Genomic DNA, 17,030 nt, shown 5'->3' with positions numbered 1-17,030 from the left:
TGATTAATCAGCCTTATCAACCAACAACTCAAACAATGGGTCAGCAAGCGAATTCCGTGTTGGGTCAACAAGCTAATTCTCAGGTTCAAGGTACGTCTTACAAAATCGGTAACGGAATGCCTGCCATGTCACCAACGCCAGGGATGGTATCACCAAGCTCCACAAGTGTACCGCCACTCGTATCCAGTGGAAGCCCAATGACACCAACGGGTGCAGTGATTACAACAACAGCTCCACAGTTTGAGCAGTCATACATTGAGAATATTTTACGTTTGAACCTTGGTAAATTCGGTACATTCTACATGACATATGAAGGCAACAAAGAATGGAACGCTCGCATATTCCAAGGTATTATTGAAGCAGCGGGCCGTGACCATATTATCATCAGTGACCCGAAGACAGGAAGACGGATCATGCTGTTGATGGTCAACTTCGACTATGCTACATTTGATGAGCCGTTGTTGTATCAATATCCGGGCGTAGTAGGCAATTACCCGCAAGCTCCAAGCAGATAATCATTGGCACCTCATCATGTTGATTGATAACTGACATGTCTAACACATATTGATTTACTTCGCTGTCCTGTATGTGGAGGTAATCCGCAGACAGGACAGCTTTTTACATAAACATATATACGAAGGTTAATATAGGTTTAGAGTCATACGTAACCTTTTGGAGATAACATGGCACTTATACATGAATAGAACAAGCAGCATGCTTATATGAAGGGAGTCCATAGCATTGAATTCATGGATTGAAGGAGCGATGAAGGGCGAAACCGAAGCTTACGCACAACTGATGTCTCAATATCGCGGAATGGCTCTTGCTGTTGCCTATAATCGTTTAGGAGATACATTTTGGGCTGAAGATGTCGTACAGGAGGCGTTCACTGAAGCCTTTGGCAATCTGTCCAAGCTGGAAGCTCCTGAGGCTTTTCCCGGGTGGTTCAAGGTTATCGTGGAGAGGCAGTGTTATCGCTGGCTAAGACGCAAGCAACATACCATGATCCCAGTTCAGGAGCTGGAGCATGTATTCCATGAAGAGGATCAGTCGCATAATCCGGAAAAACAAGCGGTGCAAAATGAAATGTATCGTACGCTGCGTGATTCCATTGCAATACTGCCATCATCGATGCGGATTGCTGTTGAACTGTTTTATTTGGAAGGATACTCGCTCAAGGAAATATCGGATTTCCTCGGGGTGAAGGTACCTGCATTAAAGAAAAGACTGTTCGATGCCCGATCCAAACTCAAGCGCTCTATGCCAGTAAGGGATCTGGTCTCTGTATTCAGTGACTTGTATGAAGGGGGAAAAGGATTGTTACACATTATGAATGGGGATCACGCTGCCAATCGTTTAAGAGAAAGTGGAATTCAGGGAGACATCTTGGTATGGAGAGAGTTGTACACGTTCGGCCCGGTAGCCAAAGAGATGGGAGATACGAAGGAGCGGCAGAATCGGGCAACCGTGTTAGAGCAGCAGTTGGGCATTCCACAGGCGGAATACTTGAAGATTGAAGAGCTTGAACGCAAGTTGCATTCGTTTCAACAATACAAAGAAATTGTTTTATGGTTCGAATACGATCTCTATGATCAAACGATGTTATCGTATCTATTGCATTATTTCAAAGGACAAGCACTCCAGAATACGAAACTGAATCTGCTCTGTATTGACTCGTATCCAGAGATTGAGCACTTTAGAGGACTTGGACAGCTTACCTCCACACAGATTGAACGTCTGTCTGGCAGTTGGCATGTGATTGAGAAAAACGAGTTACAAGCCGGTGCGCAGTTCTGGGAAGCCTATACGTCGACTGATTTCCGGCATCATCTGGATTACTTGCAGGCAGACAATTCTGCGCTACCCTTTGCGAAAGCTGCCTTTAAGGCACATTTGTCCCGTCTGCCATCTGTATCGAACGGTCTGGGACTCATTGAGCAGACAACACTGGAGACCATAAGAGCAGGTGTGGAGCATCCGTATCCATTATTTCGTGAGGTAGGGGACAAGCTGCATATTCTTGGGATGGGTGATCTTGAATACTGGGCACATCTGAAGCGGATGACAGAAGGACCTCATGCTCTTCTTCAGATGAGCGGTGCAACCACTTTCCCTAATTTCAAGCAGCATGATGAAAAATTCCGTGACGGAATCCTGTCGCTAACGGAACTCGGAATTCAGGTGTTAAATGGAGAAGTCGATTGGGCATTGCTGAAGCAGGATGAATTCTGGATCGGTGGATTGCATAACGAAAGCGGGAAACTAGCCAGATGGCGTTGGAACCCCGCTTCGGAAACCGTAGTGGAGATTGAGTCGACATCGTAATCAGCGGATAGAATTTAAGAAAATAACGTATTACAAAAAAGAGAGTATCCAGCCATGTCGAAGCATGAGCGAGGATGCTCTTTTTGGTTTGGTTATGGTAGATCATTGTTTGTGAAATGTTAAAAAAACAGCGTAATCGAGACTTTTGTTCAAGAAAAAAGGCGTTTGTGCCATTTCGTTGTCATAGGACACGGATTGACTGTGTAGTTTAGAATTATATAATAAAAGAAGCATATCTTTTTTATTCGACAGAACAAGGTGGAGGTGGAAGCATTGGGAAGTTGAAATTGCATATGAGCGGCAGAATGGCAAATATCCTACATTTTCGAAGGAGGTGGACCTATTTGCCGAAGAATGACGGCGAATAGGATGAAAATTTGAGTGACCCCTTACCGAGTATTTTAAATTTAGTAATCATTGGTTTACTTGTATTAATGAATGGTTTCTTTGTGTCGGCGGAATTTGCGATGGTGAAAGTTCGTGGAAGCCGGATTGAGGCTTTGGTGGAAACAGGCAACAAAAATGCCATCTATGCTTCCAATATCGTACGTAATCTGGATGCATATCTGTCAGCTTGCCAACTAGGTATAACTTTGGCTTCACTGGGACTCGGGTGGCTGGGAGAACCGGCAATTGCACATCTGTTAGAGCCCATGTTTACCGCATTTGGACTGGGACCAGTCTACGTTCATGGAATCTCTATTGCCATTGCATTTGTGATTATTACGATCTTGCACATTGTACTGGGAGAACTTGCTCCCAAAACGATGGCGATTCGAAAGTCTGAGACGATCACGTTGTGGTCTGCGGCTTTGCTAACGTTCTTCTACAAGTTAATGTATCCATTCATATGGGCACTGAACGGTATGGCTAACGGCTTGTTGAGACTGTTCCGAATGGCACCAGCTTCGGAGATGGACTCCGCACATAGCGAAGATGAAATACGCATTCTGATGAAAGAAAGCAATAAGAGCGGTTTAATTGATAACACTGAATTAGCACTTGTTGATAATATATTTGATTTTACGGATACAACCGCCCGTGAAATTATGATTCCGCGGACGGAAATGATCTGTCTGAATGCCAATGAGTCCATGCTGGAGAATCTGGAGATTGCCAGTGAGAGTATGCGAACAAGGTATCCGGTATATAACGGAGACAAGGATCATATTATCGGCTTTATTCACATTAAGGATCTGATGCGATCCCAACTTACGGATACCATCTCCGTAATCCGGCCCATCCTGGCTGTGCCAGATACCACGCTGATCAGTGATCTGCTCAAACGTATGCAGCGTAGCAAGACACAGATTGCGATTCTGATTGATGAATACGGCGGAACCTCCGGCCTTGTCACACTTGAAGATATCATGGAAGAGATCGTAGGCGAGATTCAGGATGAATTCGACCATGAGCGTCCTGTCATTGAACAAGTGGATGAGATGGAATACTCTATTGATGGATTGATGCTGATTGAAGAAGTCAGCGAACGATTCGGACTGGAGATGGATCGTGCCGATTACGATACCATCGGGGGCTGGTTATACTCCAGAGTAGATGCCATTCCACCTGAGGTCGGTCAATCGGTTGAGTATGGGGGTTATGTATTTGTCATTCAAGAGACAGAGCATAAGCGGATTTCCCGAGTAAATGTGATTAAGCTGGAACTATTGGTTGAAGAAGAAGGCGCGTAGCCAGATCGAAATGTAACAGATGAAGCTGTATGGTGACGTAATGGTCATCGTACAGCTTCTTTACATGTTCATGATTCTTTGGGTGCATGAATGACAATATCGGCGTAACGATTCTCCGTGACCAAGCTGTTCTCGATAGAAATTCGCTTATAAGTGACGTAAACATTCTCTCCCGGAGCAAGATCATACTGGATATTCAGCTTTTTTCGAGTGGATTGGGTTGTTATCGGTGTCTTAATGGTGATGATGGCGTACATAGGCGTATCGACAAAAGTAACCTCGTGAGAATTGTAGTCCCCCACCTTAGTGGTGGATAACACGGGATTTTGCTTAAACTGGGTCAGGTGATCATTCACCATGCCAAGTGCTACGGGTAACACATAAAACAGAAGTACCAGAGGCAGAAGGGAGAAAGCAATCCCGAAAACACGTAAAAATTTGACATGGGAAAGGGTTCGTCCGCTCTGCTTAAGTAAAAGAAAAGCAAGGACGGGGGACAGTGCAAGTCCCCAGATCATAAAGGGCAATACATAGCGGTCAATCCCCATGCTTATCCAGCTTTCCCGAGCTGTAGCCAAGAAATATATTAAGGTCCCTGCGGTAAGCGCACTCACCAAGATAACAAGCCAACGTTTGAACGAGCCGGAAACTTCGATATGTAGTTGATTCGGATTGGAGCTGTGACGATGCCTTCTGGATTTGAATTGAAATTTACTCAAGTTTTACACCTCATTTGCAAATCTGGTTGGTTCATATGGTTTCGTGTATCCATTACCCAATACATACGGGCTGGAATAATTTAGGTTTCAACCATGCTGGAGATGTATACAAAGATAAAAGACGCTGCCGACAGAAACATCAGAGCGTCTAATTTTTTTTTGAAACCTGTCACCCGATCCGTCCGTTTATACCCTTACACAAAATCAAGTATGGAAGCGGAGGATGGATCAATATGTGGAAAATGAAAACAAAGAGTGCAGCATCTATGCTAAAAATAACCCTTGTTGCCTTGTTAATGGTGCCAACAATCCTGGCTATACCTACGTCCGAACCAGCCGTTGCAAGCCCGATGATCAACGTGTCCTCTGGTGCCCTTACACCCCCACCTCCGCCGGAACCATCCATCCATTCGTTTGCTAACACTCGAGAACTTGGACATATCTATCAAGCGGTCGGTGCAGTCACTCCTGGGGGTGGACTATCGGCTATCGTCAATACCAAGACCATGACATATACAGCAATGAAGACACTTTCCGTAGATTATCGACTTGAGCGCTGGACAGGAACAGCATGGGTAACTTTTAAAACGAATTCCAACAATGCAACGAATACAAACTTACTGAATGCTACATCGGATTGGACCGTTATGCCAGGATATTATTATCGCGTTACCAGTATTCATACAGCGTATGATGGAAGTACCACGGAAACAAGCAAACATGTCTCTGGCACCGTGTTATTCTGATCTTATCGACGGGTGCTGCCGGGAAACTTCTGCTCTTGAAAATCGTTGGCAATAGCAGTCATTTCTTCTTCCGAAAGGGTGCCAAACAGACTCATATTGTTGGAACCCATCATCCACTGAAAGGAGTTATAGGGTGGGCCGATATACATCAGTGCTTCCGAGCCATCCGCCAGCTTTACGGTGCTCATATCACGAAGCATGGCCCCTTCAATTTTCTCCCCAGGCATGACATGGACATAATCAAACTGGATGATCTCATCCTCTATGCTCTTGCCTTCACTGGTATATTGAACTCTCATTTGTGTGGACTCATAATAATCGTCTGGATTCACAGGGTTTTCAGTATCGAGCACAAGTTCGAATTTGACCTTGTTGAATCTCTCGGGAATGGCATTGGATAACAGAAAGTCACCCATGAACCCTTCGCGTGCGATCTCTTCCGTAACAAGTACTGGACGAAACAGATGGCTCGATAACTCATACGAAGGTGTATTAAGAGCTTCTTCTTCTTGTACCTTAAGAATGTCGTCTAAGCTGGTTTCTGGTGGTGGAGGCGTTTTGGCTGTTGACGGATCAGCCCCCAGTTGGGTCGTACGATCCTCAATGATAATGGATTTCATGCCATTGCCCCAATCCTTGATGGATTGCACAAAAGGGGATACCGCTTGCGTACCGGACGGCAGGCTGAAAATAACGGCTCCGATGGTCACGGACGCAGCTACGACAACTGAAAGTCGCAAGGTACGTATTCTTTTTTTACGTAAACCGATTCTGTTAATTTCCCTGTTTACCTTCTGCCAGGAGTGCTGCATGGCTTCGGTATGGGAGGCGGAAGGGGCAGAGACAGCCTGATGGAAAGCTTCATCAAAAGCCAGGTCAAACGCAGCGTCGAAATATTCGTCTTCCAGCTCTGAATCGAATCGCTCCACGTTTTTATCGGACTTGCCTTTGCTCAATGCTTCCACCCCATTCCTTATGTAATTTCTTCTTAATACTGCCACGGGCTCTGAACAAGCGTTGCTTCACAATGTCTTCGGAGGTATCCAGCAGTTCGGCCATCTCTCGGTAGGAGAGACCTTTTTTCCACCGTAACTCCACCAATACACGATATTCCGGTTTGAGCTGTCTGAGATAATATTCAATGGACTCTTCCATCATCTGCGTTTCTACCATGCTTTCCACGGAAGCTGCCGTCTGATTCATTGTCTCCATATCTATAAAAACACTATCCGTATCCAATTGGTTACGGTTATTTTTATTTTTTCTCAGATAATTAATAGCTGTGTTCCGTGTGACAACCTTGAGCCAGGCTTTCAGTTTGACCTCGTCTTCAAAGATGGGTTTGTTTTTAATGATTTTGATAAAAGCTTCCTGAATAATATCTTCTGCTGCAGCACGCTCCTTGATGATATAAACGATAAGACCATGTACCATATTATAATATTCATAATACACTTCTTCTTGAAGTGCAGAGCCTAAATTATGGAAATCTGAGGCTAGTAATAACTGGAGCCGATTGGCCATGATGTTCTCCTTTCTGGTGAACAGTCCACAAACATTGGTATCATTACATTTTACAACATAATATGGAAACGGTACAATGGGAGGTTGGTCCGGGAAAAACCAGATGAGAGAAGTGTGTATAACATGCGGGAAAGTTTGCTGAAAATTAATAAAAGGCCGTCTCGCCAACCATGAATACATGGATGCAAGACAGCCTTTCGACTATTCAGAGAACATACATTACGGGAGATAACTTTCCGCGATCATTTAGAACGCCCAGTCTCCCTTAAGGAAGATGGCTTCGCGTTCGCCGTTTGCCGTGATACCGTAGATGTCCGTCTCGGGAGAGCCCATCATGAAGTCCACGTGGGTGATGCTGGTGTTCATGCCACGGGCTGCAAGTTCTTCAGGAGACATCGTTTTGCCACCTTCGATATTAAATGCATAGGAACTGCCAATCGCAAGATGGCAAGACGCATTCTCATCATACAGTGTAGTGTAATACAGGATACCACTCTCAGAGATCGGTGAATGGAAGGGAACCAAAGCGACTTCGCCGAGGTAATGAGATCCTTCATCCATGGAAATGAGTCTTTCCAGCGTATCCTGACCTTCTTCGGCATGAAAATCAATGATACGTCCGTTCTCAAATGTGAGTGAAAAACGATCAATGATACTACCGCCATAGCTGAGTGGTTTGGTGCTGGACACTTTGCCATTAACGCCATGTTTGGCTGGAGCGGTGAATACTTCCTCTGTCGGGATATTCGCGACAAAAGGGGTGCCTTGCTCATTCACGCTACCTGCCTGCGCCCAGATATGACCTTCTGGAAGCTCGACAGTAAGATCCGTCCCTGGGGAGAGGAAATGTAATGCTTGATACTTCTTGTTGTTCAGGGCAACGGCTTTGGTCTCCAGTCGTTCAATATGCTGTTCCCAAGCCGCTACAGGGTCCTCCAGATCGGCTCTCACCGCAGCAAAAATGGCTTCCCACAACTGGCTAACCTGCTCAGCTGCCGGGAGATCCGGGAATACTTTGGCTGCCCAATCGGGCGAAGGACATGCCACACCCGTCCAGCTCAATTTATCCGCCTGTTGATACTGACGGTACTTGGCCATCGCCTGACCATATGTACGCTGATGGGTGGAAATCCGCTCCGGGTCAATACCTTTCATCAGGTCTGGGCTGGATGACAATACGGTCAGGAAGGCTGCATTATTGGCCGCCAGTTCTTCAAGCTCCGCTGCATGCCATTTCGGCGGCTCTTGGAAGGATTCCTCAGGGGCCATCTCAAACCGCAATCGATTGACGGTTTCATCTCCGTATTTTACAATCACCTGCTTGGCTCCAGCTTCATATCCCTTACGTACCAGCAACCGTACAAATTCAGCGATATCAATCATCGCAGAGATGACAAATACTTGCCCTGGTTGCACATTAGCACCTACTCTTACAGCAAGTTCAGCGTAACGATCCAGTTTTTGTTCAAAACTTAACATATGAGTTCCCTCCAATTGTTGAATTTTTGACCTGTTGACGCAGGAAAAGAGAGGAGTAATCTCCTCTCTCCTAAATCACATCAAACGGGATTAGAATGCCCAGTTTCCTTGCAGGAAGATCGGCTCTTCCGCGCCTTCGGAGGTCACACCGTGGATGTTCATTTCTCCGGATCCAATCATGAAGTCTACATGAGTGAGGCTGGAGTTCATACCACGTTCAATCAGCTCTTCTTTGGACATCGTTTTACCACCTTCCAGACAGAAGGCATAGGCATTACCAATCGCCAAATGGTTGGAGGCATTTTCATCAAACAAAGTATTGTAGAACAAAATATTGGTATCGGAAATTGGGGACTGATGTGGAACGAGGGCTACTTCACCCAGATAGTGTGCGCCATCATCTATCTCGATCAGGTTTTTGAGTGCATCGAGACCTTGATCGGCGGTATAGTCAACAATTCGGCCGTTCTCGAATGTTAGTGAGAAACCGTCAATCAGGTTGCCGCCGTAGCTCAGTGGTTTCGTGCTTCGCACTGTACCGTTAACACCCGTTTTCAGCGGAGCCGTGAATACTTCTTCCGTAGGCATATTGGCAATAAAGACATGTCCTTGCTCATTCACACTTCCACCGGATACCCAGATATGGCCTTCTGGAAGTTCAATGGTCAAGTCTGTGCCTGGAGCTGTATAGTGAAGCTTCTTGTATTTTTTGTTGTTCAACAGATCAGCGCGGGAATCCAGGTTTTGCAAATGGGTTTTCCATTCGGCAACAGCATCCTGCTCACCGATCCGTACCGTTTTGAAAATGACATCCCACAGGCGGTCCACTTGTTGCGCTTCCGGCAGATCCGGGAACACTTTAGCTGCCCATTCCGGAGAAGGAACGGCCACGATAGACCAGCTGAATTTATCAGCCATCTGATAAGAACGATATTTTTCGAGCGCTTTGCCGCGCACTTTTTGGCTGGTAATAATGCGTTCCTGCGCTACACCGTTCAGCAAATCCGGATTTTCAGCGATGACGTGCAGAATAGCGGCACCTTCTTCAACCAGTTCAGTCATTTCAGCTGCAAACCATTTCGGTTCAATGGAGAAGGCTTCATCAGGTGCAAGATCGTAATGAAGACGTGTAACGGTTTCATCACTCCAGTTTACTTTGACCAATTTCGCACCTTTACCGTAGGCTGCTTTGACAATCAGTCGTACAAAGTGTGCTGCCGAGATTGGAGCGTTAACCACGAGTGTCTGCCCAGGATGGACATTGACACCGACTTGTACAGCCAGTTCAGCATATTGCTGCAGATTCGTTTCAAAAGTATTCATGCTATTTTTTCCTCCAATGTGATAATAATATCGTAGCTTGTTGGCTATTATAGTCCTCATTACAACTATGTAAGGACTCAGAATGGTTCCTTCATTGAATAAGGTATACGTTGCTACGTTATATATTGTACAATTAACCAATAATAATTACCAAACTAGGTTTACCAGAAATGTTGGAGACCGACTGTAGATGAAAGATTAAAGGAGAGAATGATTGTGAATATTGAAATTATAAGTGCTGAAATGCGCCGTGAAGGTGAAAAAGGATACGTGGGAAATACTGTTTACCGCACAGAAGGCGAAAAGTCAGTATATGAGATTACCTTCATGAGCAAGAACGGAAAAGATTGGGACTATAGCTTGCATTTCACGGAGCAATCTGGTGATGAAGAAGAGTTACTGCGTATGGACGAGTTGCTTGAGAATGATGACGATCTGTATAATCAATTGCTCGATGCTGCTTTGGAGGCATTTCCGGCATAACTGGCCGAGATGTTCTTGTTCTATTGTGTTGTGTCGATGACTATACTAGACGGTGTATGCCCAAAACAGGGTGTATACCGTCTATTTTATTGGAAATGTTGAATAGATGATCCAGAAAAGGGAAGTCTACGAGATGAATGGAACCAGAGAGACAATCCGCCTAATGGGAGGTAACCGTGAATGGCATCTGACAATCTGATTACAGAAGGGTTGACGGGACTTGAAGAAGTCGCGCCCGATATTCTCAGTCTACGTACACTATTCGTTAATGTCGTGTTCATCGGAGAGCCAGGAAGCAGGAACTGGGTCCTCGTGGACACTGGAATGGCGAGGTTCACAGATCATATTGTTCAGGTTGCAACAGAACGATTTCAAGGTCCGCCGTCTGCGATCATATTGACGCATGGTCACTTCGACCATGTAGGAACCGTTATTGAGCTGGAACAATTCTGGGGTGTGCCAGTGTATGCTCATCCGCTTGAAATTCCGTATTTAACGGGATTAAAAGATTACCCGCCAGCGGACCCTTCTGTAGGTGGAGGTTTAATGTCCAGGTTGTCATTCGCTTATCCCAATGAGGCAATCAATCTGGATGATCGGATATTCAGTTTACCCAAAGATCATTCCGTTCCAGGTCTATCAGGATGGGAGTGGGTGCACACGCCAGGTCATACGCCTGGACATGTGTCGCTGTTTCGAGAAGCAGACCGTTTGTTAATTGCGGGAGATGCAATCATCACAGTGAAGCAGGAGTCGCTGTGGAGTGTGTTGCTTCAGGACAAACAGTTGCATGGCCCGCCATCTTATTTCACAACCGATTGGCAGGCTGCTCATCAATCTGTCCAGCATATAAGGCATCTGGAGCCGAAACTTGCGATTACCGGGCACGGGCATGCCTTGAGCGGAGATATGCTGAGTGAATCCTTGAAGCGGCTTGATCTGGACTTTGAAGAGAGCACTGTGCCGGATCATGGCAAATATGTGGATTAATTGAACCATCATATGAAAGACAGTAGAGACAGCCGTAACGTATTACAGCTGTCTTTTTCCTGTCTTTTTTGTTTTTCTATTATGAATTTGTTCTCTATCATAGATTGGTATTTTGCGCTCGGGCATGATATAGTCGAGCCGTATAATATAACCTTAGTATGCAGGAGGTACATATAACGATGACACAGCAAAATGCAGCATTTGAAGAACAATTTGGAGGGATTCCGGCCGTTTGGCTTCGTTTTAATCAGTTTGAAGCGGCAGTTATTCCAAGCGTAGGTGCAAACCTCGTTGCTTTCCGTGATACAGAAAAGGGTTTCCGTTACTTGAGAGAGCCGAATCAGGATCAGATGGATGAGTTTATGGCTGCACCTGCGGTCTATGGAATTCCGATTCTTTCTCCACCGAACCGTTATGAGGATGGACGTTTTCCCTGGAATGGTAAAGTCTATCAGTTGCCTGTGAACGAACCGGCTACAGGTAACCATTTGCATGGATTTTTGCATGATGCCGAGTGGAAGGTTGAGGGATACGGTTCTGATCAGCTGGAGAGTTATGTGTTGCTTAGCCAGGACGTGAAAGAAGGGCATACATTCCATCAGTACCTGCCGTTTACGTTTACGGTGACGCTTCGTTACTCTTTGAGCAGCCAAGGACTTCAGCAACAATTGATCGTCCGCAACAACGGGACTGAATATATGCCGAATTTGTTTGCATTCCACACGGCGATTGCTGTACCTTTTGCACCGGACAGTCAAGCCTCGGATTACACGGCCAAAGTTACGATTGGACAACGTCGTGAATTGAATGAGCGTTCCCTGCCAACAGGACAATTTCAACCGCTTACACCTGAGGAAGAACAATTGAAGAAAGACGGGGTTAGTCCGTTCTTTGCTGCCATGGATAATCATTACACGGCGGAGCCGCAGAATGGACGTAACTATATGGAACTTACGGATCACCGTACTGGAGACAAACTGGTATACGATGTGGGTACTTCCTACAAGCACTGGATGATCTGGAACAATAACATGGGTGGCGAATTCTTCTGTCCTGAACCACAGATGAACCTGGTTAACGCTCCTAATGTTGAAGGCATACCTGCAGAAGAAATCGGATTGATCGGTTTGGAACCAGGTGAACTATTCGAACAGAGCAGCCGATTGTATCCAATTGCGTCACAAAAATAATTCACGCTCATTTTGCGCTACGCTTACAATTTTGTCGAAAAGGTGAAAACCTGCTCGCAAATCATGTATAATATGACGAGATACACAAGCTTTGTAGAGACCCAAACCATCTTTTTGGAGGAGGACAAGCAAGTGGAATACCGCATTGAGAGAGATACGTTAGGCGAAATGAAAGTACCAGCCGACAGGCTGTGGGGAGCTCAGACGCAGCGCAGCAAGGAGAACTTCCCGATTGGCAATGAACATATGCCGATGGAAGTTATCCGTGCCCTTGCCATTTTGAAAAAAAGTGCTGCGGCCAGTAACCATAAATTAGGTAAATTATCTGCGGCTAAGTCCGATGCTATTGCTTATGCAGCAGACGAGATTATTGCAGGCCGAATTGATGACCATTTCCCACTGGTAGTATGGCAGACGGGAAGCGGAACACAATCCAATATGAACGTGAACGAAGTGATTGCGAATCTGGGGAACCAACTGCTGGAGCAAAAGGGCAAGGAAGAGCGTCTGCATCCAAATGATGACGTGAACATGTCCCAGAGCTCCAACGATACATTCCCAACGGCTCTGCATGTCGCAGGTGTTCTGGCTGTTGAGGATCAACTTTTGCCAGCAATCGCGGTATTGAAAACCACTTTTGCAGACAAGTCGGAGGCATTCAAGGATATTATCAAGATTGGACGTACCCACCTTCAGGATGCAACACCAATTACGCTTGGTCAGGAGATCAGTGGTTGGGAAGCCATGCTGGGCAAGAGTGAGCGTATGATCCGTGAAAGTGTACAGTATCTGAAGGAGCTTGCGATTGGCGGTACAGCTGTCGGAACGGGCATTAATGCGCATCCGGACTTTGGGGACTTCACTGCCAAGGAGATTGGCAAACATACGGGGAAAGATTTTGTATCTGCACCAAACAAATTCCACGCACTTACAAGTCATGATGAAGTTGTGTATGCGCACGGTGCGGTTAAAGCGCTTGCAGCTGATTTGATGAAAATTGCCAATGATGTCCGATGGTTGGCCAGTGGTCCTCGTAGTGGATTGGGCGAGATCCGTATTCCTGAGAATGAGCCAGGCAGCTCCATTATGCCAGGTAAAGTCAATCCAACTCAGAGCGAGGCCATCACTATGGTGGTTACGCAGGTCATGGGTAATGATGCAGCGATTGGTTTCGCGGCAAGTCAGGGTAATTTTGAACTGAATGTATTCAAACCGGTTATCATCTATAACTTCTTGCAATCCGTGCAACTCTTGGCGGACTCCATTATTGCGTTTAATGACAAGTGTGCCGTGGGCATCGAGCCTAATCTGGATCAGATTGAACATAATCTGAACAATTCGCTTATGCTGGTTACAGCGCTTAACCCGCATATTGGTTATGAGAATGCAGCCAAAATCGCGAAACTTGCACATAAAGAAGGTTTGTCTTTGAAACAGGCGACGTTACAAACGGGCCTGCTTACCGAAGAGCAATTTGATCAATATGTCGATCCGGCCAAAATGATCGCTCCAAAGGCCTAAAATCAGCCAAAATGAGCAATATAGATCACTGAAGAGGACGACCTGCACAAGCAGGTCGTTTTTCTTATGATTACCGATGAACTTAAAGCTTGTCAGACTATACGTATACATATAAACTACATATGCACCAGTTTTAATTTAATTATGGGATTCGTATATATTTGGAGGTTTCCGCGTTGTCAAAAACGAGAAGATTTACGATACGCTCCAAAATTTTATTGGGCTATCTTGTGGTTGTGCTTTTGTTTGGAGCTGTTCTGTTAGTGCTTACGGCCCAAATTAATGTGTTACAGAAGGAAAATGATTTTATCTCCCATCATGATCTGGAAGTACATAATCTGACCAACGCGATTGAAAAAAATGTCTTGAACATGGAGACAGGACAGCGTGGATTCATGATTACAGGTAATGAAAGTTACTTGGAGCCTTATTCCCAAGGCCTATCCCAGTGGAGTTCCAACTATGATCAGTTGAATGCTCTCATTAGCGATAATCCTTCACAGCAGCAGAGTCTGCAAAGCATCAAAGCTCATATTACACGCTGGATTGAGATTGCTGGGGAGCCGTCGGTAGACTTGAAAAAGCAAGGGGATCAAGCAAAAGTAGTTGCATTCTTCGAATCTGATCCGGGTAAAACTGAAATTGATCTACTGCGCTCTCAACTTACAACCTTCCGTAACACAGAGATCACTCTGACCGAGGCGAGGGTTACTGAACTTGCCAGACGCAGTTCTACACTGCTGTCGATTATGTACACGCTGTGGGGTATTATTGCAGCATTATCCATTGCAGCCGCGATTGTGATATCAGGAAATATCGTCAAAACGTTGCGAGATGTTATGCAAACCATCAGTGATATCTCCAAAGGTGGAAACCTGAAGCAGCGAATTCAGGTGCGCACACATGATGAAGTGGGAGACCTGGGCCACGAAACCAACAAATTACTGGATGAAGTACAGGAACAGAATCGGGTCAAAGACCAGATCACAGGCATTGCCACACTCTTACAGAACCCGACCAATATGGAAGGATTGTCCCGCTTGTTCCTGAACGAGCTAGCCATGTTGTTTGAAGTTCCCTATAGCGTCTTATATTACTGGAAAGACAATCGACTGCTGCGCGTGGCTGCATATGCTGGGGATGGAGAGAAAGAACGTTCGCTCGGTAAAGTGTCGCTTGCTCCGGGTGAGGGGCTTGTAGGTCAAAGTGCTGTGGAGAAGCGAGTTCTACGCATGAATGATCTGCCCCAGAACTATATCCGAATCTCTTCGGGTCTCGGGTATACATCTGCCACATCACTTACTGTAGTCCCGGTCCTGTTCGAAGGCAGAACGATTGCAGTAATCGAGCTTGCTTCAATGAAGCCGTTGCAAGAGAATGATATGAAGCTGATGCAAGAGCTGACGGATATTTTTAGTGTTTCCCTACACTCTACCGTCACTCGCATGGAATTACAGCAATTATATGATGAGTCACAAGTTCTGAATGAAGAATTACAGGCACAATCGGAGAAACTTCAGGCTCAGACCGAAGAGATGTTGTCTCAGACGGAGGAACTGCAAATGCAGACCGAAGAACTTCATATGCTTAACGATCGTCTGGAAGTACAGAAGAGTGCTGCAGAGACATCAGCCAATGAACTTTCGGTTGTGGCAGATCAGTTACGAACGAGCTCGGGGTACAAATCCGAATTCTTGGCGAACATGTCCCATGAACTGCGGACACCGCTCAACAGCATGTTGATTTTATCTGAGATATTGTCTGAAAATAAAAATCAACACTTGAATAGTGAAGAGCAGAACTATGCTTCAGTCATTCACAAATCAGGAAAAGACCTGCTGAATCTGATCAATGATATTCTGGATCTATCCAAGGTGGAAGCCGGACAGATGGAAGTGGATTTTGATGATGTCTATCTGGGCAGTGTTCCTGAAGTTATGAACCAGTATTTCCTGAAAACAGCGGAACAGAAAAAAATAGATTTCCGAATTCAGCTCCAAAGTCCTTTACCGGAAACGATCGTGACGGATGAGATGAGATTGCATCAGATTCTCCGAAACCTGCTCTCAAACGCATTCAAGTTCACCAGTGAGGGTGAAGTTGCCTTAACCATCTCCAAAATGAGTCTGGCTCATCCTGAATTGAAAGATCAAGAGACCGACGTGATTGCTTTTTCCGTCAGTGATACAGGGATCGGAATTGCGGATAACAAACTCGTGCAGATCTTCGATGCTTTCAAACAGGCGGATGGAGCTACAGCACGTAAATACGGGGGAACCGGACTTGGCCTGTCTATTTCTCAATCGCTTGCGAATTTGCTGGGGGGTTCGATCTCGGCAACAAGTCGTGAGGGGCAGGGCAGCGTGTTCACGCTATTCCTGCCACTGCGAAGAGATGAACCTGAGACTATGAATGCATCGCGGTTGTTCCTGAATGAGGTGGCTACCACTACACCTGAGATCACTAAGCTTCCTTCAATCACTTCCGGACAATCGGATGTTTTATTGACACCTCTGGAAGAAGCGTTGCTCAGCGGACGCCAAGTACTTGTCGTTGATGATGATATACGTAATGTATATGCCCTGGCTAACGCCCTTGAGCAATACGGTATGAATGTCATTTCAGCGCAGAACGGGTACGAGTGTCTGGAATTGTTGGAGCGTGGAGGAGTCAAACCTGATATCATCATGATGGATATTATGATGCCGGAACTTGATGGTTATGAGACAACTCGCCAGATCCGTGAACGACTTGGTCTGACCCAGCTTCCGATTATTGCTCTGACAGCCAAGGCCATGAAAGAGGATCGGGAGAAATGTATTGCAGCAGGTGCTTCGGACTATCTCAGCAAACCACTGAATATCAAAGATGTATTATCCCGTATGAAATTATGGATGAATCACGAAACCATGGAAATCTGATCTAAAAACCTATGCCGATTACAGGAAAGTGCGCTGTAATTAGGTCATAGGTTTTATTTTTTTGCCGTGTAAGCTTTATTTAGAAAATTGATGTTATAATACTTAACAACAAATA

General features: G+C 45.5%; 14 protein-coding genes. 9 read left to right on the top strand and 5 right to left on the bottom strand.

The annotated features are described in order from the left end of the window. The first annotated feature begins 56 nt into the window (after window positions 1-56). The 3 genes from gerQ (at window position 57) to EL84_RS23590 (ending at window position 4,019) form a co-directional block, all read left to right on the top strand. Window positions 57-515 (top strand): spore coat protein GerQ, encoded by a 459-nt coding sequence (gerQ, locus tag EL84_RS23600; RefSeq protein ID WP_036613981.1) that lies wholly within the window; start codon window positions 57-59, stop codon window positions 513-515. A gap of 226 nt (window positions 516-741) precedes the next feature. Next, window positions 742-2,325, top strand: coding sequence for a sigma-70 family RNA polymerase sigma factor (locus tag EL84_RS23595; protein ID WP_082219116.1), 1,584 nt, complete (start codon window positions 742-744; stop codon window positions 2,323-2,325). Window positions 2,326-2,702: 377 nt separating this feature from the next. Next, the gene (locus tag EL84_RS23590; RefSeq protein WP_036613746.1) at window positions 2,703-4,019 is read left to right on the top strand and encodes a hemolysin family protein; all 1,317 of its coding nucleotides are present in this window, start codon (window positions 2,703-2,705) and stop codon (window positions 4,017-4,019) included. 68 nt (window positions 4,020-4,087) lie between these two features. Here the strand turns inward: EL84_RS23590 and EL84_RS23585 are convergent, their stop codons facing one another. Continuing rightward, the gene (locus tag EL84_RS23585) at window positions 4,088-4,738 is read right to left on the bottom strand and encodes a hypothetical protein (RefSeq protein WP_047843335.1); all 651 of its coding nucleotides are present in this window, start codon (window positions 4,736-4,738) and stop codon (window positions 4,088-4,090) included. Window positions 4,739-4,971: 233 nt separating this feature from the next. Between EL84_RS23585 and EL84_RS23580 the strand changes: the two genes are divergently transcribed. After that, window positions 4,972-5,484, top strand: coding sequence for a hypothetical protein (locus tag EL84_RS23580; RefSeq protein WP_047843334.1), 513 nt, complete (start codon window positions 4,972-4,974; stop codon window positions 5,482-5,484). Between the two features lie 2 nt (window positions 5,485-5,486). Here EL84_RS23580 and EL84_RS30950 read toward each other — a convergent pair whose 3' ends face one another. The 4 genes from EL84_RS30950 to EL84_RS23560 all read right to left on the bottom strand — a co-directional run bounded on the left by EL84_RS30950 (window position 5,487) and on the right by EL84_RS23560 (window position 9,810). After that, window positions 5,487-6,440: a hypothetical protein gene (locus EL84_RS30950; RefSeq protein WP_053061588.1), complete on the bottom strand. Its 954-nt coding sequence runs from the start codon at window positions 6,438-6,440 to the stop codon at window positions 5,487-5,489. Next, window positions 6,418-7,008, bottom strand: a complete 591-nt coding sequence (locus tag EL84_RS23570) for an RNA polymerase sigma factor (protein WP_017688141.1) — start codon at window positions 7,006-7,008, stop codon at window positions 6,418-6,420. Before EL84_RS23570 ends, EL84_RS30950 begins: the two co-directional genes overlap by 23 nt. Before the next feature lie 246 nt (window positions 7,009-7,254). After that, the gene (locus EL84_RS23565; protein WP_047843333.1) at window positions 7,255-8,487 is read right to left on the bottom strand and encodes an aminopeptidase; all 1,233 of its coding nucleotides are present in this window, start codon (window positions 8,485-8,487) and stop codon (window positions 7,255-7,257) included. A gap of 90 nt (window positions 8,488-8,577) precedes the next feature. Beyond that, a complete protein-coding gene (locus tag EL84_RS23560; protein ID WP_036613753.1) occupies window positions 8,578-9,810 on the bottom strand; it encodes an aminopeptidase in 1,233 nt (410 codons plus the stop codon). Window positions 9,811-10,020: 210 nt separating this feature from the next. Here EL84_RS23560 and EL84_RS23555 point away from each other — a divergent pair, with 210 nt between their 5' ends. The 5 genes from EL84_RS23555 to EL84_RS23535 all read left to right on the top strand — a co-directional run bounded on the left by EL84_RS23555 (window position 10,021) and on the right by EL84_RS23535 (window position 16,915). Continuing rightward, on the top strand, window positions 10,021-10,293 hold the full coding sequence (locus tag EL84_RS23555) for a hypothetical protein (RefSeq protein ID WP_047843332.1): 273 nt from the start codon (window positions 10,021-10,023) through the stop codon (window positions 10,291-10,293). Between the two features lie 180 nt (window positions 10,294-10,473). After that, window positions 10,474-11,283 carry an MBL fold metallo-hydrolase gene (locus tag EL84_RS23550; protein WP_036673769.1) on the top strand — a complete coding sequence of 270 codons (810 nt, stop codon included), beginning with the start codon at window positions 10,474-10,476 and terminating at the stop codon, window positions 11,281-11,283. 179 nt (window positions 11,284-11,462) lie between these two features. Beyond that, on the top strand, window positions 11,463-12,473 hold the full coding sequence (locus EL84_RS23545; RefSeq protein WP_047843331.1) for an aldose 1-epimerase: 1,011 nt from the start codon (window positions 11,463-11,465) through the stop codon (window positions 12,471-12,473). Between the two features lie 132 nt (window positions 12,474-12,605). Beyond that, on the top strand, window positions 12,606-13,994 hold the full coding sequence (gene fumC, locus EL84_RS23540; protein WP_047843330.1) for a class II fumarate hydratase: 1,389 nt from the start codon (window positions 12,606-12,608) through the stop codon (window positions 13,992-13,994). A 176-nt stretch (window positions 13,995-14,170) separates the two neighbouring features. Continuing rightward, window positions 14,171-16,915, top strand: coding sequence for a CHASE3 domain-containing protein (locus EL84_RS23535; RefSeq protein WP_047843329.1), 2,745 nt, complete (start codon window positions 14,171-14,173; stop codon window positions 16,913-16,915). Window positions 16,916-17,030: the final 115 nt, after the last annotated feature.

The organism is Paenibacillus sp. VT-400 (assembly GCF_001029205.1).
GTDB classification, from domain to species: domain Bacteria; phylum Bacillota; class Bacilli; order Paenibacillales; family Paenibacillaceae; genus Paenibacillus; species Paenibacillus amylolyticus.
This window is presented reverse-complemented; position numbering and strand designations above follow the sequence as displayed.